The organism is Microbacterium yannicii, assembly GCF_024055635.1.
Lineage (GTDB): Bacteria > Actinomycetota > Actinomycetes > Actinomycetales > Microbacteriaceae > Microbacterium > Microbacterium yannicii.
Genome location: NZ_JAMXMB010000040.1, coordinates 285,631 through 303,462, shown reverse-complemented (window position 1 = coordinate 303,462; position 17,832 = coordinate 285,631). Strand labels below are relative to the sequence as shown.

Genomic DNA, 17,832 nt, shown 5'->3' with positions numbered 1-17,832 from the left:
TGTCAGGGGGCGAGAACGGATGCCGCACCAGAGCTTCTGCACTTCACCCGACGCTCCATCTTACGGACGCTCTCATGCGCCTCCCGCCATGTGTCCCGGCACTAGCATCCGAGCATGGAGCAGATCGAGGTGTGGTCGGAGTTCAACGTCGCCATGGTCGGCGCGACGGCTGCCCTGGCCGGCCTCGTCATCGTCGCCTCGAGCGTCAACATCGCCGAGATCATCAAATCGAACACCCTGACCGCGCGCCTCGCCGCGGCGATCGCGGCGCTGGTTCTCGCCATCATCGTCACGGGCGTCGGTCTCGTTCCCGACGTCAGCGTGCTCTGGTACGGCGTCGTGATCGGCGTGTCCACGTTCGTGGCTGCGATCTTCCAGGTGCACGCGACCCTCGTCATCGTGAGAGACCCCGATCCCGAGCATGTCGGGCGCCTGCTCAAGACGGTGCTGGGATTCGCGCCGATCATCGCCTACGCGGCCGCATCGGTGACCCTCCTCCTCGGGCAGCCGGTAGGCCTGACGATCGCCGCGGCAGCAACACTGCTGGCCATCGTGTCGGCCATCGTCGTGTCGTGGGTCGCGCTCGTCGAGGTGCTCCGCTGACGCCGCGACGGATGCCACCGCCAGGCGGTCACGCCGGGTTCGCCGCCGCGCGTAGCAGGTCGTGAGTCGCTCGCTCAGCCAGACGGCACGGGCGGAAAGTCGGCGCCAGACTTGTCCGCGCGCAGGCGGCCGCCTGTCGCCGCGAGCCAGCACCCCAGCACGACCAGGGGGAAACCGATCAGCAGGCCGACCGTCAACGGCTCGCCGAGGATCAGCGTGCCCAGCACGATCGCCACGACCGGGTTGACGTATGTGAACAGCGGCGCCCTCACCGGGCCGACGCGCGCGATCAGCGCGAAGAACGTGATGAACGCCAGCGCCGTGCACAGCACCGCAAGCGCAACCAGCGACACGGTTCCCTCGACCGTCGGGACCTCGTGCTGGGTCAGGAACGCGATCGGCGTGTAGAAGATCCCCACCGCGAGCAGAGCCAGGGTGATCGAGCCGAGCGACGGCACATCGCGCAGCTTCGTCGCGATGACGAACGGTGCGATGGCGTAGAGCAATGCGACCAGGAGCACCTCGCCGACGGCGATGAGGCCGCCGCCGCCCTCGATGGCGAGGCCGGGGCCGGCCACGATCACGAAGACGCCGACGAAGCCGACGAAGAGTCCGATGCTGCGCGCCGGGCTCAGGACCGAGCGGTCGCCGCCGCCGAACGCGATGATCGCGGCGAACAGCGGGACCGTCGCGACGAGGAGGCCGGTGAGGCCCGACGGCAGCGTCTGCTCGGCATGACCGAGCAGCAGGAAGGGCCCGGCCATCTCGATGGCGCCGAACAGCAGCACCCATCCGATCTTCGCGAACGCCGGACGCAGCGCCTTCTGCTTGAGGGCGAACGGCAGGAGGATCAGCGCGCCGAGGAGCGTCCGGCCTGCCACCACCGCGGCGGGAGAGTACGACTCGACCGCGATGCTGATGAACAGGTACGGGATGCCCCACAGCACCGCCATCGCAGCGAACAGCAGCCACGCACGCGTGTCGAAGCGCTGCGAGGAGTTCATGTGGTTCTTTCCGTCGACGGATGACAGCCGCGGCACAGATCGAGGCAGCCTCAGGATTCAGCATCCGCGAATCGGCACCTCGCCGCGAGGCGGCCGACCGCCAATCTACGGCGGAGTTCCGACATCCGCCGAGTCAGACCGAGCGTCGTCCCTCGAAGGCACGGCCCAGAGTCACCTCGTCGGCGTATTCCAGGTCACCGCCGACCGGGAGGCCGGAGGCCAGGCGTGTCACCGAGATCTCGAGCGTGTGCAGCAGCCGGCTGAGGTACGTCGCCGTGGCCTCGCCCTCGAGGTTGGGATTCGTGGCCAGGATGACCTCCTGCACGGTGCCGTCGGCGAGCCGCTGCATGAGCTGGGTGATGCGCAGATCGTCCGGACCGATGCCGGCGATCGGGCTGATCGCGCCGCCCAGCACGTGGTAGAGGCCGCGGAACTCGCGGGTGCGCTCGATCGCAGCGACGTCCTTGGCGTCCTCCACGACGCACACCAGCGTCTGGTTGCGGCGCGGGTCGCGGCAGATCGAGCAGCGCTCCTGCTCGGAGACGTTGCCGCAGACCTCGCAGAAACGAACCCGTTCGCGCACGACGCTGAGGAGCTCGGCGAGGTGCGACACGTCGAAGTTGGGCGTCTGCAGGATGTGGAATGCGATGCGCTGCGCCGACTTGGGGCCGATCCCGGGGAGGCGGCCGAATTCGTCGATGAGATCTTGGACGATGCCGTCGTACATGGGCTAGTTGAACCTCGTCGGCGGCTCGTAGGGTTCCTCGCGCACGAAGGTGGCGCCGAGCACCTGACGCACCACCGCCTCGCCGTAGCGCTGCACTCCGCCGTTGCGCGTGGTCACCACCGGAGCCAGCGGCGGGGCGACTGTCGGCGGCACCGGGACATCGGCGACGGCATCCGGCTCGTCCTCGAGCTCGTCGTCATCCGGTTCGATGGAGGGCACGACCTCGGCGGGAGGAAGCACGTCTCCTTCCCGCGGGGGCGCGAGCGTCGCGACGCGTGCGACCGACGTCGCCGCGTCTTCCGGCTCGTCGTCGACCGCGAACTGGCCGGGTGTCTCGGTGGGTAGCGCGGCCGGACCCGGGTCGGGCGGCGGAGCGTCATCGTCGGACGGGATCGTCGCGACGGCCCAGTCGGTCACCGGAGCGGCCGCAGCCGACATGGTCGATGGACCGCCGGATGCCGAGGCGCGGGGTGCGGGCGCCGCTGCCGATCCGCGGGGGGCGGGAGCGGATGCCGCGGCACGGGGTGCGGGCGAACTGGACGGTCGCCCTGCGGCCGGGGCGGCGGGCGCGGACGCCGGCACGCGCGGAGCGGGTGCCATCTCCGCTGAGGCCGTCTCCGGTGCGCTTTCCGGTGCGGCGGCGCGGGGCGGGGCCTCGCGTCCGGGAGCCGCGGGCGCGGGGCTCGCCGGACCGGATGCCGCCGGGCCGCCCGAGCCACCGCCCGCGTCGTGGCGGGCGATGTACTTCACGCGGATGCCGAGCACGGCCAGGATCGCCTGCCGCAGGTCCTCGCTCGGGCCCTTGCCGGCGGCGAGCTGCTTGAACTTCGCGACGTCGCTCTGGCTCGAGAACGCGAGCGTGAGCACGTCGCCGTCGAGCGCCGCGGTACGCGCGCCTGAGGCGAGCATCCACGACGAGCGGCTGACGTCCTCCAGGCGACCGAGCACCTGCGGCCAGGCCTGCTGCAACCGCTCGAGGGTGACCGGTCCGGTGGGAACCGGAGGAGCCTCGACGGCGGCGGCCGGCGCGGGAGCCGCGGGTGCGCCTGCCGCAGCGGGCGCCGACCCCGAAGCTGCGCGATCGCCGGAGGCAGCCGCGGGCGCCGGTGCACCCGGCGCCGCCGTGCTGGGCGACGCCGGCGAAGCGGCAGCGGCGGGCACGGCAGCAGCGGCGGGTGCCGGCACAGCGGCGCCGCCCGCGCCTCGCGCCAGCACGCGTGCGACCATGAGCTCGAGCTGGAGCCGGGGCGAGGTGGCACCGGTCATGTCGTCGAGGGTGGCGATGACGAGATCCGCGATGTGCGACAGTCGCGACGGCCCGAAGGCATCGGCCTGACCCTGCATGCGGGCGAGGTCCTCGGCGGAGATGCCGCGCAGTACCGCTGCGGCGCCCTGACCGGTCGCCGACACGACGATGAGGTCGCGCAGGCGCTCGAGCAGATCGTCGACGAAGCGACGCGGGTCCTGCCCGGTCTGCACGACGCGGTCGACCGCCGCGAAGGCGGCGGCTGCGTCTGAGGCGGCGAAGGCGTCGACCACCTCGTCGAGCAGTTCGGCGTGGGTGTACCCGAGCAGCGCGACGGCGCGGGCGTAGGTGACCTTGGCGTCTTCGGACCCGGCGATGAGCTGATCGAGCAGCGACAGCGTGTCTCGTGGCGAGCCGCCTCCCGCCCGCACGACAAGCGGCAGCACGCCCTTCTCGACCTCGACGCCCTCCTGCCCGCAGAGCTGCTCGACGTACTCGAGCATCGCGGCCGGCGGCACGAGGCGGAACGGGTAGTGGTGCGTGCGCGAGCGGATCGTGCCGATGACCTTCTCGGGCTCGGTCGTCGCGAAGATGAACTTGACGTGGTCGGGCGGCTCTTCGACGAGCTTGAGCAGGGCGTTGAAGCCCTGCGGCGTGACCATGTGGGCCTCGTCGAGGATGAAGATCTTGAAGCGGTCGCGGGCGGGGGCGAACACGGCACGCTCGCGCAGGTCGCGCGCGTCGTCGACGCCGTTGTGGCTCGCAGCATCGATCTCGACGACGTCGAGCGAGCCACCACCACCGCGCCCGAGCTCGATGCAGCTGTCGCAGGTGCCGCAGGGTGTGTCGGTCGGCCCCTGCGCGCAGTTCAGGCATCGCGCCAGGATGCGCGCCGACGTCGTCTTGCCGCACCCGCGCGGACCGGAGAACAGATAGGCATGCCCGACGCGATCGCTGCGCAGCGCCGTCATCAGAGGTTCGGTGACCTGCGACTGCCCGATCATCTCGCCGAACGACTCAGGCCGATAGCGGCGATAGAGGGCGGTGGTCACTCCCCCAGCCTACGGCGTGGCGCCGACATCGCGCCGGGTCGCCGGGCGCCCTCGGTCACGCGTCGGCGCCGTGCTCGACATCGGCCGCGCCCACGATGATGGGAATCGTCGAGGTGACGGTGGGCACGGAGGCCGACAGCAGCGAGCCGTCCTCGCGGCGGGCGTCGCCCAGCTCGCGCAGCGACGGTCGGCCCGCGATGACGGGACCCTGCCCATCCAGGCGCGCGACGACCTCCTCGCCGGGACCGACGACGTAGCCGACGCCCCGCACGCTGAAGCCGACGGGGTCGCCGTCGGTGGCGCTCACCCGCAGCTCGTCGCGGGTCACGGTGACCACGAGTCGGGTGCCGTGCCAGTGGAGGACGAATTCGAGCGAGGGCCACGCAGCGGGCAGACGCGGATCGAACGACAGCTCGCCGAAGTGGTCGCGCATGCCGCCGAAGCCCGAGACGAGTGCCGTCCACACGCCGCCGGCGGATGCCACGTGCACGCCGTCGGCGGCGTTGTGGTGCAGGTCGCCGAGGTCGACGAAGATCGACTCCCTGAAGTACTCGAGCGCCAGGTCCTGGTAGCCGACCTCCGCCGCGAGGATCGCCTGCACGACCGCCGACAGCGTCGAGTCGCCCGTGGTCAGCGGGTCGTAGTACTCGAAGTCGGCGAGCTTGTCCTCATCCGAGAAGTGGTTGCCCTGCAGGAACAGGGCCAGCACGACATCTGCCTGCTTGAGCACCTGGTAGCGGTAGATCACCAACGGGTGGAAGTGCAGCAGCAGCGGCCGCTTGTCGGGCGGCGTGTTCTCCAGGTCCCAGATCTCGCGCTCCAGGAACACGTGATCCTGCGGATGGATGCCGAGACCCGGGCTGAACGGGATGTGCATGGCCTCCGCGGCTCGCTCCCAGGCCTCGGGCTCACCGGGCTCCAGCGCGAGACGGTCGACCATCTGGCGATAGACCTCGCCGTCGACCTCGGCCATCTCGCGCACCGTGCGCGCGGCGAAGCGCAGGTTGAAGCGGGCCATCACGTTGGTGAAGAGGTTGTCGTTGACGACGGTGGTGTACTCGTCCGGCCCGGTGACGCCGTGGATGTGGAACGTGTCGCCCTCGCCGTCGACCACCCCGTCGTTCGAGCGCCAGAAGCCGAGGGTCGCCCATAGTCGTGCGGTCTCCACGGCGATGTCGACGCCCTCGCGGTAGAGGAACTCGTCATCGCCGGTCGCGCGCACATACTTCGCCATCGCATAGCTGACGTCGGCGTTGATGTGGTACTGCGCCGTGCCGGCGGCGTAGTAGGCGGATGCCTCTTCGCCGTTGATCGTGCGCCACGGGAAGAGCGCACCGGCCTCGTTCAGCTGGAACGCGCGGCGGCGAGCGGCCGGCAGCATGAGGTAGCGCATGCGCAGCGCGTTGCGCGCCCAGAGCGGCGTCGTATAGGCCAGGAACGGGAGGACGTAGATCTCGGTGTCCCAGAAGTAGTGCCCGGAGTACCCCGAGCCGGTGACGCCCTTCGCCGGCACGCCCTGGCCGTCGGCGCGGGCCGTGGCCTGTGCGAGCTGGAACAGGCACCAGCGCGTGGCCTGCTGCAGGTCCGGGTGCCCGCCGATGCGCACGTCCGAGCGCTCCCAGAAGCCGTCCAGCCAGGTGCGCTGATCGTCCCGGATCGCGTCCACGCCCACCGCGAGCGCGCGATCGAGCGTGCGACGGCACCGGTCGACGAGCTCGCGCGCGGGCACGCCACGCGAGGTGTGGTAGCTCACGAGCTTCGTGATGCGCACCGGCACACCCGCCTTGGCCTGCACGCGGAACACGTTCTTGGCGATGTCGGGCTCGATGAGGGTGCGGGAGCTGTACTCGTTCTCGGTGTCGACCAGGTGGTCGGCGACGACGGCGACGGTCATTCCCGAGTCGGTGGCGCGGTACGACAGCGCCGAGCGCAGCTTGTCCTGCCAGTACTCCTGCGGCTGCAGCACGCGCTCGTTCAGCTTCTCGGTCTTGCGCGGGTCGAATCCCGCCTTCCGCGGTGCCGTGGGGGTTCCGCCGTAGACGTCCTCGCCGTCCTGTCGGTTGATGATCTGGCAGGTGACCGTGACGGGAGCATCGGCGTTGAGCACCGTGACCTCGATGCTGATCAGCGCGAGGTGCTTCTCCTCGAACGACACCAGCCGCTCCATGTCGATCTTGACGTCCTTGCCCGACGGCGTGGTCCACCGCACGTGCCGGCGGAGGACGCCGTCGCGCATGTCGAGCACCCGCTCGTACTCGCGGACGTCGGCCACGTCGAGCGACAGCGGCTCGTCGTCCACGTAGACGCGCATCACCTTCGCGTCGGGCGCGTTGACGATCGCCTGCCCCACCTCGGCGAACCCGTACGCCTGCTCGGCGTGGCGGATGGGGAACGTCTCATGGAACCCGTTGATGAACGTGCCCTGCTCGTGAGCGAACCGCCCTTCCGGGTGGTTGCCGCGCAGGCCGAGATAGCCGTTTCCGACGGCGAAGAGCGTCTCGGTGACGCCGGCGTCGTCGAGGTCGTACGACGACTCGATCAGCCGCCATTCGTCGACGGGGAAGCGGTCGCGGTCGATCATCGTACGAATTCCTCCAGGTCCTGAACCACGATGTGGGCGCCGGCGTCGATGAGATCCTGCACTCCGACGCCGCGGTCCACGCCGACGACGAGTCCGAAGCCGCCCGCGGCCGCCGAGCGCACACCGCTGATGGCGTCCTCCACCGCGGCGCAGCGCGCGGGATCGGCCTCCAGCATCCGTGCCGCCTCGACGAAGACATCCGGTGCCGGCTTCGAGGCGAGGTGGTCGCGTTCGGCGATGACGCCGTCCATCACGACAGGGAAGCGGTCCCGGATGCCGGCTGCCGCCAGCACCTCCTCCGCGTTCTTGGAGCTCGACACCACCGCGACGGGTGTGCCTGCGGCGGCGAGGACGTCCAGCAGGCGCAGCGATCCGGGGTACGCCGCGATGCCCTCGGCACGCAGCACCCTCTCGAAGACGGCGTTCTTGCGGTTGCCGATGCCGCAGACCGTGTCGGCCGACGGGGGGTCGGACGGGTCGCCCCAGGGCACCTCCACATCGCGCGAGCGGAGCAGGCTCGCCACGCCGTCGTAGCGCTTCTTGCCGTCGAGGTGGTCGAAGTAGTCGCGCTCGGTGTACGGCGGCGTGATGTCCCACGCGGCGAAGAGCTCCTCGAACATGCTCTGCCACGCATGCATGTGCACCTCGGCCGTCGGCGTCAGGACGCCGTCCAGATCGAAGAGCACGGCGTCGAACGCGGTCAGATCGGGCAGGGCGTCGTGGGCCACAGAACCTCCGGGAGCGGGTGCGGGTGTGCTCGGCACTCCCTGGCGCCTTTCGGCGGTGCCTTCTCAGCGAGGCGTTTGGGCGAGCGTGCCGTCCAGCAAGCGTAATGCGGTCCGGCGCCCGCTCGACACCCCGCTGAGGTTACGGGCGCGCGACGCTCAGGGTCTGGCGCGCGATCTCGAGCTCCTCATCGGTCGGGACGACGAGCACCGTCACGGCCGAGGCATCCGTCGAGATGATCCGGATGCCTCGCTCGGCACTCTCGTTGCGCGCGTGATCGATCTCGACGCCCGCGAATCCGAGCGTCTCGAGCGCCCCCGCACGCACACCCGGAGCGTTCTCGCCGACGCCGGCGGTGAAGGAGATGACGTCGGCGCCGCCGAGCTGAGCGAGGTAGGCGCCGGCGTAGGCGCGCAGCCGGTGGACGTACACCTCGAAGGCGAGGATCGCTCGCGGCTCGCCCCGCTCGATCGCCGATCGGATGTCGCGGAGGTCGTTCGAGCCGGCGAGTCCGAGCAGTCCGCTGCGCTTGTTCAGAAGGTCGTCGAGATCGTCGACGCTCATGCCGGCGCGTCGCTGGAGCTGGAAGAGCACCGCCGGATCGATGTCGCCCGACCGCGTGCCCATGACCAGGCCCTCGAGCGGCGTGAAGCCCATCGACGTGTCGATAGACCGGCCACCGTCGATCGCGGTGACCGATGCGCCGTTGCCGAGATGGAAGACGATCTGCTTCAGTTCGCCGAGGGGGCGGCCGAGAAAGGCCGCGGCCGCCTCGCTGACGAATTTGTGCGACGTGCCGTGGAACCCGTACCGGCGGATGCGGTGGGATGCCGCGACCTCGGCGTCGATCGCGTAGGTGTACGCCGCCGGAGACAGGGTCTGGTGGAAGGCGGTGTCGAAGACGGCGACGTGCGGCACCTCGGGGAACGCGGCGCGGGCGGCCACGATCCCGGCGAGGTTCGCCGGATTGTGCAGCGGGGCGAGCAGCGAGAGCTCGTCGATGTTGATCTCGACGAGCGGGGTGACGAGCGTGGGCTCGAAGAACCGGGCACCGCCGTGGACCACCCGGTGGCCGACCGCGACGGGCGGCGTCTCGGCCAGCGACGGACCGTGCGCGGCGAACGCGTCGAGCATGACGGCGAAGCCCGCGGTGTGGTCGGGGATCGGAAGCTCGCGCGTGCGCGTGGCGTCGAGCACGGCGGGAGCCGGTCCGTCCGCCGCGGCGAGCGCCGCCGCGTGCACGGTGTGGCGGGCGACACCGACCGGCTCGCCGATGCGCTCGACGAGTCCCGAGGCGAGGGTGCGCTCGGTGTCCATGTCGAGCAGCTGGTACTTGAACGACGACGAACCGCTGTTGATGACGAGCACAGGGGTCATGCGGGTCACGCCCCGATTCCGGTCATCGAGCGAGCGAGGAACGAGCGAGACGAAACGTGCTCGAGACGCTGCCGCGCTTCGCCTCGCTTCGCGCGCTCGACGACCGAGAGTGGCATCACGCCTCCTGCGCCTGGATCGCGGTGATCGCGATGGTGTTGATGATGTCGTCCACGAGTGCGCCGCGCGACAGGTCGTTGATCGGCTTGTTGAGCCCCTGCAGCACCGGCCCGATCGCCACGGCGCCGGCGGAGCGCTGCACGGCCTTGTAGGTGTTGTTGCCGGTGTTGAGGTCGGGGAAGACGAACACGGTCGCCCGCCCGGCGACCTCCGACCCGGGCATCTTCGCGGCAGCCACGGCGGCGTCGGCCGCCGCGTCGTACTGGATCGGCCCCTCCACGAGCAGCCCCGGTGCCCGCGAGCGGACGAGGGCCGTGGCATCCCGCACCTTCTCGACATCGGCACCCGACCCCGACTCGCCCGTCGAGTACGAGAGCATCGCCACGCGAGGATCGATGCCGAACTGCGCGGCGGTCGCCGCCGACGAGATGGCGATGTCGGCCAGCTGCTCGCTGGTGGGATCGGGGATGACGGCGCAGTCGCCGTAGACGAGCACGCGGTCGGCGAGCGCCATCAGGAAGACACTCGAGACGACCGAGACGCCGGGACTGGTCTTGATGATCTCGAACGCGGGGCGGATCGTGTGCGCGGTGGTGTGAGCCGCACCCGACACCATGCCGTCGGCGAGGCCGAGGTGCACCATCATCGTCCCGAAGTACGAGACGTCGGTGACCGTGTCGGCCGCCTGCCCGACGGTGACGCCCTTGTGCGCGCGCAGCCGCGCGTACTCCTCGGCGAACCTGTGCACGTGCACCGCGTCGAGGGGCGACAGCACCTCCGCGCCCTGGATGTCGATGCCGAGCTCGATCGCCCGCGCCCTCACCTCGAACGGCTCGCCGAGGATCACCAGCTCGGCGATGCCGCGCTTGAGCACCGTCGCGGCGGCCCGCAGCACGCGGTCGTCGTCGCCCTCGGGAAGCACGATGCGCTTGCGCTGGGCCCGAGCCCGCTCGATGAGCTGGAACTCGAACATGAGCGGTGTCACGACGGTCGCGCGGGCCAGGCCGAAGGACACGAGCAGCTCGTCGGTGTCGACGCTCTGCTCGAAGAGCGCCAGGGCGGTGTCGTAGCGGCGCTGCGAGTCGGCGGCAAGGCGTCCGCGGGTGCCCATGATGCGGGCGGCGGTCTCGTAGGTCCCCAGGTCGGTGGTGATGATGGGCAGCGTGGATCCGAGCCCGTCGATCAGCCGGGTCACCGGCTCGGGCAGCTCGAAGCCGCCGTTGAGCACGACCCCCGAGATCGAGGGGAAGGTGCCTGACGCGTGGGCGAGCAGTGTCGCCAGCAGCACCTCGGAGCGGTCGGCCGGGATGACGACGACGGCGCCGTCGAGAAGTCGGGGCAGCACGTTCACCATCGACATGCCGGCGACGACGACCGCCAGCGCTTCCCGGGTGAGCAGGTCGGGGTCGCCCGCGAGCAGCTCGCCGTCGACCGAGCGCATGATCCCGCGGATCGACGGCGCGACCAGGTGGCGATCCTCGGGGATGGCCCACACCGGCACCGGCGAGGCCGGAAGGGTGGGCTCACCGAGGTGCGCCTGGACGGACCGGCGGATCGCGGCGATGGTCTCGGCGGCGCTGCCTGCTTCGGCGCGGTTGGCGACCACGGCGAACAGCTTGGCCCGGCCGTGGCGCAGCTCCGCCAGCGCGAGATCGGCGATCTGGCCCATCTCCGCGGCGGTGCGGGCGAGGGACGAGCCGAGCTGCTCGGGCTGCGTCTGGTTCTGCGCCGAACGGCCGCCCAGCACGAGGAGCACCGGCGCGCCGAGGTTCGCCGCGATGCGCGCGTTATAGGCGAGCTCCGCCGGGCTGCCGACGTCCGTGTAGTCGCTGCCCACGATGACGACGGCGTCGCACTGGGCCTCGACGGCCTTGTAGCGCTCGACGATCGTCGCGAGCGCGGCATCCGGATCCGTCCGCACGTCGTCATACGTGACCCCGATGCAGTCGTCGTACGGCAGGTCGACGCCGTCGTGGTCGAGCAGCATCTCGAGCACGTAGTCCCGCTCGACGGTCGACCGCGCGATCGCCCGGAAAACCCCGACGCGCGCCGTCGCGTGGCTCAGCGCATCCAGCACGCCGAGCGCGACGGTCGACTTTCCGGAGTGGCCTTCGGCCGACGTGATGTAGATGCTCTGGGCCACGACCCCAGCCTACGGGCGGAGTCGGATGCCGCGGCAGGCCTCGAGCCGGACCACGGCGCAGCCCGATTACGCTCGAGGCATGCCTGAACCGCGGCCCGGAATCGACGTCCCCGACCACCGCGGCCGCACCGGCCTCGATCGGACCGGACGCGACCTGCAGCGCAACCCGGACGTCCGCGTGACGGATGTCGAGGTGCTGGCCGCCGCGTGGCACGTGCTGCGGCGGACCACTCTGGAGTATCGCGACCCGTCCGGCCGGTGGGAGACGCAGCAGCGGGAGACCTACGACCGCGGCAACGGCGCCACGGTGCTGCTGTACGACCCCGAGCGGCGAACGGTGCTCCTGACGCGCCAGTTCCGCTATCCCGTCTACGTCAACGACCATCCGGACGGCATGCTCATCGAGACGGCGGCGGGGCTTCTCGACGACGACGATCCGGCGACGGCGATCCGGAGGGAGGCGGCCGAGGAGACGGGCGTCGAGGTGGGCGAGCTCGAGCACGTCTGGGACGTCTACATGAGCCCCGGCTCGGTCACCGAGCGGCTGCACTTCTTCGCCGCCCGCTACGACGGCTCGACGCGCACCGGCGACCGGGGCGGCCTCCAGGAGGAGGGCGAGCACATCGAGCTGCTCGAGATCGGGATCGACGAGGCGCTGGCGATGGTGCGCGATGGCCGGATCCAGGACGCGAAGACCATCATGCTGCTGCAGTGGGCGGTGCTCGACGGCCCCTTCGCCGCCGGCCCCTGAGCCCATCCGGACGCTGAGCCCGATCCGGTCGCTGAGCCCGATCCGGTCGCTGAGCCCGATCCGGTCACTGAGACCGATCCGGTCGCTGAGCTCGTCGAAGCGCCGGGGAAAATTAAGACTCTCCGCGAACCCGGCAGAGCCTGGTTACCCTTGCTACGTTTCCGTCCTGGGGGAGTTGGCCTGGATGCCGCCTCGCGGAGAGCTTCCGACAGTCTAACCGCTCCGCGCAGGGGTGATGTCACACACCACTGCTCGAGCGAGCCGGGACGGTCGTCGTGGCGACGCTCGCCGGGCCGCGGCATCCAGCGTTCTCCCAGTGCCGCTGCACGCGCCCCGTGGATAGGATCGAGGCGTGGGCGAGGACGCCTGCAGACACCCGCCCACCCGCCCGCTCACGGGCGGAAGAGGAGGCCTTGATGGTCGACACCGCGACGGATGCCCGGAGGGGACCGGAGGCACGCGCCGGCGCGCTCACGGCCGAGGGATTCGCCCGCATCACGGACGCGATCCTGCACGCGGTCGGCACGGTCATCGACGGGAAGCCCGACGCGGTGCGCAGTGCGCTGGTATGCCTGCTCGCGGAGGGGCATCTGCTCATCGAGGACGTGCCCGGCGTCGGCAAGACCATGCTCGCGCGGGCCCTGGCGACCTCCGTGGACGCGACGGTCCGCCGCATCCAGTTCACGCCGGATCTGCTGCCGGGAGATGTGACCGGGGTCAGCGTGTTCAACCCGGTCGATCGTGAGTTCGAGTTCAAGCCCGGCGCCATCTTCGCGAACATCGTCATCGCGGACGAGATCAACCGCTCCTCCCCCAAGACCCAGTCGGCACTGCTGGAGGCCATGGAGGAGCGCCAGGTGACCGTCGACGGCCGGACGCACTACGTGCCCGAGCCGTTCCTCGTCGTCGCGACCCAGAACCCCCTCGAGATGGAGGGCACCTACGCCCTTCCCGAGGCCCAGCGCGACCGCTTCATGATGCGCATCTCGATGGGCTATCCGGACGCCCGCTCCGAGGCGCTCATGCTGCGCCAGCGCGACGCCGCCAACCCGCTCGACGTTCTCGCACCCGTGGTCTCGGCCGACGAGGTCTCGGGGCTCGTCGCGTGGGCCCGGGCGGTGCACGTCGCACCGGCGATCGAGGACTACGCCGTGGCGCTCGCACAGGCCACCCGCACGCACAGCGATCTGCGGCTGGGCGCCAGTCCACGCGCCACACTGCAGCTCGTGCGCGCGGCGAAGGTCTGGGCCGCCCTCGACGGTCGCGGCTTCGTCATCCCCGATGACATCACCGCGCTCCTGGCCGCCGTCTTCGCGCACCGCCTCATCCCCACGCGCGCCGCGGGTGGCGCACGCGGCGGCAGTGCGGCCGACGCCATCGCGACCATCCTCGAGCGCATCGCCGCCAACGTGCGGGTGCCGATCGCCGCCCGTCAGTGAGCTGATCATGAGACGCGTGTGGCCGCTGACCGCCCGGGGAACCGGCGCGGTGGTCCTCGCGATCGCCGGGTTCATCGTCGCGAACGAGGCCGGACTGGTCGAGCTCATGTACTACGGCATCCTGCTGCTCGCCGTCGTCGCGGCGAGCGTCGCCTCGCTGTACGTGGGCCGCCGCACCGACGTCGTCACGCGCTCGCTCGTACCCGACGTCGCGTCCGTCGGCAGCGAGTCGAAGGTCTCGGTGCGCGTGGAGGTCCGCACCGCGCTGCCGACCGCACCTGGCACGTGGCGGGACGCCCTGCCGCAGGGGCTCCGCGGCAAGGCCGAAGGCCCCTTCCCGGCGCTCGGCTCGGGACTGCGCGGCGGCGAGCGCGGCGGCGTGCGCAGCATCCTGCTCGCGTACACCCTCACCGGCGCACGACGCGGCGTCCACTCGATCGGCCCGCTCACGGTGCGCACGTCGGACCCGTTCGGGCTCGCCGGCCGCACCGTCGTGTTCGGCCAGAGGACGCCGGTCACCGTCGCACCGGCCGTCGTGGACCTGCCGCCGCTCATCGACTATGCGGGCGCCACCGGCGGCTTGCTGCACACCACGACCGACCAGCTCGGTCAAGGCGCCGACAACCTCGTCGCGCGCCCGTACGCCTCGGGCGACTCGATGCGCCGCATCCACTGGCGCGCGACTGCGCACCGCGACGAGCTGATGGTGCGCCAGGAGGAGCAGGAGTCCACCCCCGAGGCGACGGTCGTGCTCGATCGGGCGGCTCTGCGCTGGTCGGCCGATGCCCTGCGCGCGCCCGGCGCGGACGCCGGTTTCGAAGCCGGCGTCTCGGCGTGCGTCTCGGCGGTCGCCCGGCTCGTCCATGACGGCTATGCCGTCGAGGTGCTCGACTCCGAGGGCACGGTGCTCGCCGACCGCATCGACGGCGGCGACATGACCGCCGTCGACGCGATGCTGGTGCAGTTCGCCACCGTGACCGCGCACCGCGACGACGCGCTCCCCCGCCTTCCGCGGCTGTTCGCCGGCGTGTCGACCGGGCCGGTCGTGGTGATCGTCGGCCGGCTCGACCCCGCCGATGCCGTGGCGGTCGGACCCGTCTCGCATCACAGCACGCTTCCTCTGCTGCTCGCCGCGGCCCCCATCGGCGAGGCGCTCGACATCGCGGCCGACCACGGCTGGCATGTCGCCTCCATCGGGCCCGATCGCGACCTCGGCGTCGCATGGGGGAATGCCATCGGTCGCGGGGTGCACCATGTCTTCGGCTGAGGCCGCTGCCCGCATCGCCCGCGGCCGCGGCGGCGAGCGCCTGCTGACGATCTCGATCCTCGCGGCGCTGCTGGCGGCACTCCTGCCGGTGGTGCGCGTCATCGATCCCGGCTGGTGGCTCATCGGCGCGCTGCTGCTCGCGACGATGGTGCTCGCGGCCGGCTACAGCGCCCGCCGCTACCGGCTCCCCGCCGTCGCCGTCACCTTGATCGAGGCGGCGGTGTGGGTCGTGTTCATGACCCTGGTGTTCCTGCGCGACACCGCCCTGCTCTGGGTGATCCCGACGCTCGACACGCTGCGCGCCGTGCCGCTCCTGGTCGGGTCGGCGATGGAGCAGATCGCTGTAGGGGCGGCGCCGCTCGAGCCGACGCTGTCGTTGGCGTTCGTCGTGGTCGGCGCGATGGGACTGCTCACGATCATCGTCGACCACGTGGCGGTGACGGCACGGATGCCGCTCCTCGCCTCCGTCGGCATCGTCGCGGTCTCACTGATCCCGGCGATCGCCGCACCGAGCGACGTCGACGTGGTCGGGTTCGTGTTCCTCGCGATGACGATCCTCTTCCTCATCCGGTCCGAGACGCGCTCGCGCGAGAAGCCGATGGAGCGCGAGGCGGAGCGCACCGCCGGCGTCCCGGCGACCGCCCTCGGCATCGGCGCGATCGCGATCGTCGTGGCCGTCGTGGCCACGCCGGTGCTGCCGCAGCCGGGCGCCCGGGCCGGATCGGGCATCGGACCGGGGCCCGGGATCGACGCGACGCTGCAGCTCGGTGACGATCTGCGCCGCCCGCAGGACGCCGAGGTGCTCCGGGTGCGGACGAACGCCCCCTCCGTGCCGTATCTGCGCGCGACGACGCTGTCGCGCTTCGAGGGCGGCGTGTGGGAGCCCGACCGGGCCCAGACGATCTCCCTCGCCGCCGAGACCCCTTTCGGCGCGATCGACACCGAGGAGGACATCCGGGTCGTGGACTACACGGCCAACGTCCAGGTGGTCAACCTCGACTCGCCCTGGGCGCCGGTGCCGTACCCGGCGGTCCGCCTCAATGGTCTCAATGCAGGGCTGTGGGGTGCTGTCCCCTACAACCACACGGTCGCCTCGACGACCGGCTCGACCCAGGGGCAGTCCTACGAGGTCGCGTACGCTCCGGCACGTCCCTCGCTCGAGCAGGTGCGCTCCACCACGGCGGTGGGGTCGCAGGTGCGCGACGAGACCACCGAGCTGCCCACCGACATCCCTCCACTCATCGGCGAGCTCGCGCTGCAGGTGACGGCGGATGCCGCGACGGACTACGACCGGCTCACGGCCCTCCAGCGCTGGTTCCGAGGCGGGGACTTCAAGTACTCCCTGGACGCGCCCGTCGAGGAGGGCTTCGACGGCAGCGGCGCCGAAGCGGTCGCCCGGTTCCTGGAGGTGCGCGAGGGCTACTGCATCCACTTCGCATCGGCCTTCGCCCTGATGGCGCGCACCCTGCACATGCCGTCGCGCATCGTGGTCGGCTACCTGCCGGGAACGCCGACGACGGAGAGCGTCGACGGCCAGCCGGTGTTCACTGTGTACAGCTCCCAGCTGCATGCCTGGCCGGAGGTGTACTTCGACGGCATCGGCTGGATCGCGTTCGAGCCGACATCGGGCCTCGGTGTGCCGACGACGTTCTCGTCCGACGCGGCGCTGCCCGGTCAGCCGACGGACCCGGATGCCGCCACCCCCCAGTCCAGCGCCACCCCGACGGCTCCCGGGGACCGCGCCCGCATCGATCTCGAGGAAGAGCGGCAGAACGCGGCCGGCGCGGCTTCACAGACCGGCCTCGATCCTCTCCCGATCTTCGGGGTCGTGGCGGCGCTGCTGGTGCTCCTCGCCCTCCCCTTCCTCATCCGCGAGCTGCGCCGCCGCCAGCAGGACGCTGCCGCCCGGAGCGGCGACGCAGCGGCCGCGTGGCAGTCCGTGCAGGAGGCGGCGATCGATGTGGGCATCTCGGTGCCGGCCAGCGAGACGCCGCGCGCGTTCGCACGCCGGCTCGTCGAGCAGCACGGGGCACCGGCATCCGACATGAGCACCGTCGTGCTCGCGATCGAGCGCGCGAGTTACTCGCGTGCCGGCGCGCGCTCGCAGTGGATGGGGGATGCCGCAGCCGACGCCGCCGGTTCCGTGAGGCTCGCGCTGCTGGCGTCGGTGCCGCCGTCGCGCCGGATCCTCGCGCTGCTCGCGCCGCGATCGCTCATCATCCGCCCCGGCAGCGTGTACGCGGGGACGGCGCCGGTTCGGGCGCGGTAGCCGAGCAGGGTAGGATGGTCGGCGGCCCTCCGGGGCCTCCTGGAGGATTCGCCTAGTGGCCTATGGCGCACGCTTGGAAAGCGTGTTGGGTGCAAGCCCTCGGGGGTTCGAATCCCCCATCCTCCGCCACCTGTGACCCCAGTGTTTTCAAGGGATCGAGACTCGATTCAGATCCCCTGGCACAGTTATCGTCACATTCTGTCTCCGAGAGGCCCGGAATTCCGCGGACCGCGGGGCAAAAAGGACATCGCCAAATTGCCCCGCCAACGGGGCATCCCAGGTCCCGTTCGTCGAGCTCTGCCGACCTCTCTCCACTCGGTCCAGGGGGTCAAGCTCCAGAGTGCGCACGACGCCCGAATTGACTGCCCGGGTAGTGATCCCCATCGGACGCGCGCGCACCTCCCTCATCTGCGCGGTGCCCGCATAGGGACCCGCTTGCGCGCAGCTGCACAGCGGAGATACCCGCCGCGCAGCCGCCGTGACAAGGCCTCAGCGGTGGGGTGTCGCGGGCCTGTCGGTAATGCGGCCGC

The 17,832-nt window shown here is 71.0% G+C and carries 12 protein-coding genes, 1 tRNA gene and 1 other RNA gene; 6 read left to right on the top strand and 8 right to left on the bottom strand.

From position 1 onward, the window contains the following. The first annotated feature begins 114 nt into the window (after window positions 1-114). Window positions 115-603, top strand: coding sequence for a hypothetical protein (locus NCG93_RS19155; RefSeq protein ID WP_194413309.1), 489 nt, complete (start codon window positions 115-117; stop codon window positions 601-603). 74 nt (window positions 604-677) lie between these two features. Here NCG93_RS19155 and NCG93_RS19150 read toward each other — a convergent pair whose 3' ends face one another. From NCG93_RS19150 to pta, 7 genes are all read right to left on the bottom strand, one after another. Beyond that, entirely contained in the window at window positions 678-1,607 is a 930-nt protein-coding gene (locus NCG93_RS19150) for a DMT family transporter (RefSeq protein WP_194413308.1), read from the bottom strand. A gap of 133 nt (window positions 1,608-1,740) precedes the next feature. Continuing rightward, complete coding sequence (recR, locus tag NCG93_RS19145; RefSeq protein ID WP_194413307.1) at window positions 1,741-2,334, bottom strand: recombination mediator RecR; 594 nt, start codon at window positions 2,332-2,334, stop codon at window positions 1,741-1,743. Window positions 2,335-2,337: 3 nt separating this feature from the next. Then, on the bottom strand, window positions 2,338-4,632 hold the full coding sequence (locus NCG93_RS19140; protein WP_194413306.1) for a DNA polymerase III subunit gamma and tau: 2,295 nt from the start codon (window positions 4,630-4,632) through the stop codon (window positions 2,338-2,340). Window positions 4,633-4,687: 55 nt separating this feature from the next. Then, complete coding sequence (locus tag NCG93_RS19135; RefSeq protein WP_194413305.1) at window positions 4,688-7,213, bottom strand: glycoside hydrolase family 65 protein; 2,526 nt, start codon at window positions 7,211-7,213, stop codon at window positions 4,688-4,690. After that, window positions 7,210-7,941: an HAD family hydrolase gene (locus tag NCG93_RS19130; protein ID WP_194413304.1), complete on the bottom strand. Its 732-nt coding sequence runs from the start codon at window positions 7,939-7,941 to the stop codon at window positions 7,210-7,212. The genes NCG93_RS19135 and NCG93_RS19130 overlap by 4 nt, the downstream gene beginning before the upstream one ends. A 139-nt stretch (window positions 7,942-8,080) precedes the next feature. Further along, window positions 8,081-9,316 carry an acetate/propionate family kinase gene (locus NCG93_RS19125; RefSeq protein WP_194413797.1) on the bottom strand — a complete coding sequence of 412 codons (1,236 nt, stop codon included), beginning with the start codon at window positions 9,314-9,316 and terminating at the stop codon, window positions 8,081-8,083. 115 nt (window positions 9,317-9,431) lie between these two features. Continuing rightward, on the bottom strand, window positions 9,432-11,576 hold the full coding sequence (gene pta, locus NCG93_RS19120; RefSeq protein WP_194413303.1) for a phosphate acetyltransferase: 2,145 nt from the start codon (window positions 11,574-11,576) through the stop codon (window positions 9,432-9,434). 79 nt (window positions 11,577-11,655) lie between these two features. On the opposite strand from pta, the gene NCG93_RS19115 reads away from it, so the two are divergent. Next, window positions 11,656-12,327, top strand: a complete 672-nt coding sequence (locus tag NCG93_RS19115; RefSeq protein ID WP_194413302.1) for an NUDIX domain-containing protein — start codon at window positions 11,656-11,658, stop codon at window positions 12,325-12,327. Window positions 12,328-12,437: 110 nt separating this feature from the next. Here NCG93_RS19115 and ffs read toward each other — a convergent pair. Then, an RNA gene (gene ffs / locus NCG93_RS19110) (signal recognition particle sRNA small type) lies at window positions 12,438-12,534 on the bottom strand. Window positions 12,535-12,743: 209 nt separating this feature from the next. Here ffs and NCG93_RS19105 point away from each other — a divergent pair. The 4 genes from NCG93_RS19105 to NCG93_RS19090 all read left to right on the top strand — a co-directional run bounded on the left by NCG93_RS19105 (window position 12,744) and on the right by NCG93_RS19090 (window position 17,431). Further along, entirely contained in the window at window positions 12,744-13,766 is a 1,023-nt protein-coding gene (locus tag NCG93_RS19105) for an AAA family ATPase (protein WP_194413301.1), read from the top strand. A gap of 7 nt (window positions 13,767-13,773) precedes the next feature. Then, window positions 13,774-15,033, top strand: coding sequence for a DUF58 domain-containing protein (locus tag NCG93_RS19100; RefSeq protein ID WP_194413300.1), 1,260 nt, complete (start codon window positions 13,774-13,776; stop codon window positions 15,031-15,033). Further along, window positions 15,020-17,302: a transglutaminase TgpA family protein gene (locus NCG93_RS19095; protein ID WP_194413299.1), complete on the top strand. Its 2,283-nt coding sequence runs from the start codon at window positions 15,020-15,022 to the stop codon at window positions 17,300-17,302. Before NCG93_RS19100 ends, NCG93_RS19095 begins: the two co-directional genes overlap by 14 nt. Window positions 17,303-17,343: 41 nt before the next feature. After that, a tRNA-Ser gene (locus NCG93_RS19090) sits at window positions 17,344-17,431 on the top strand. Window positions 17,432-17,832 lie beyond the last annotated feature (401 nt).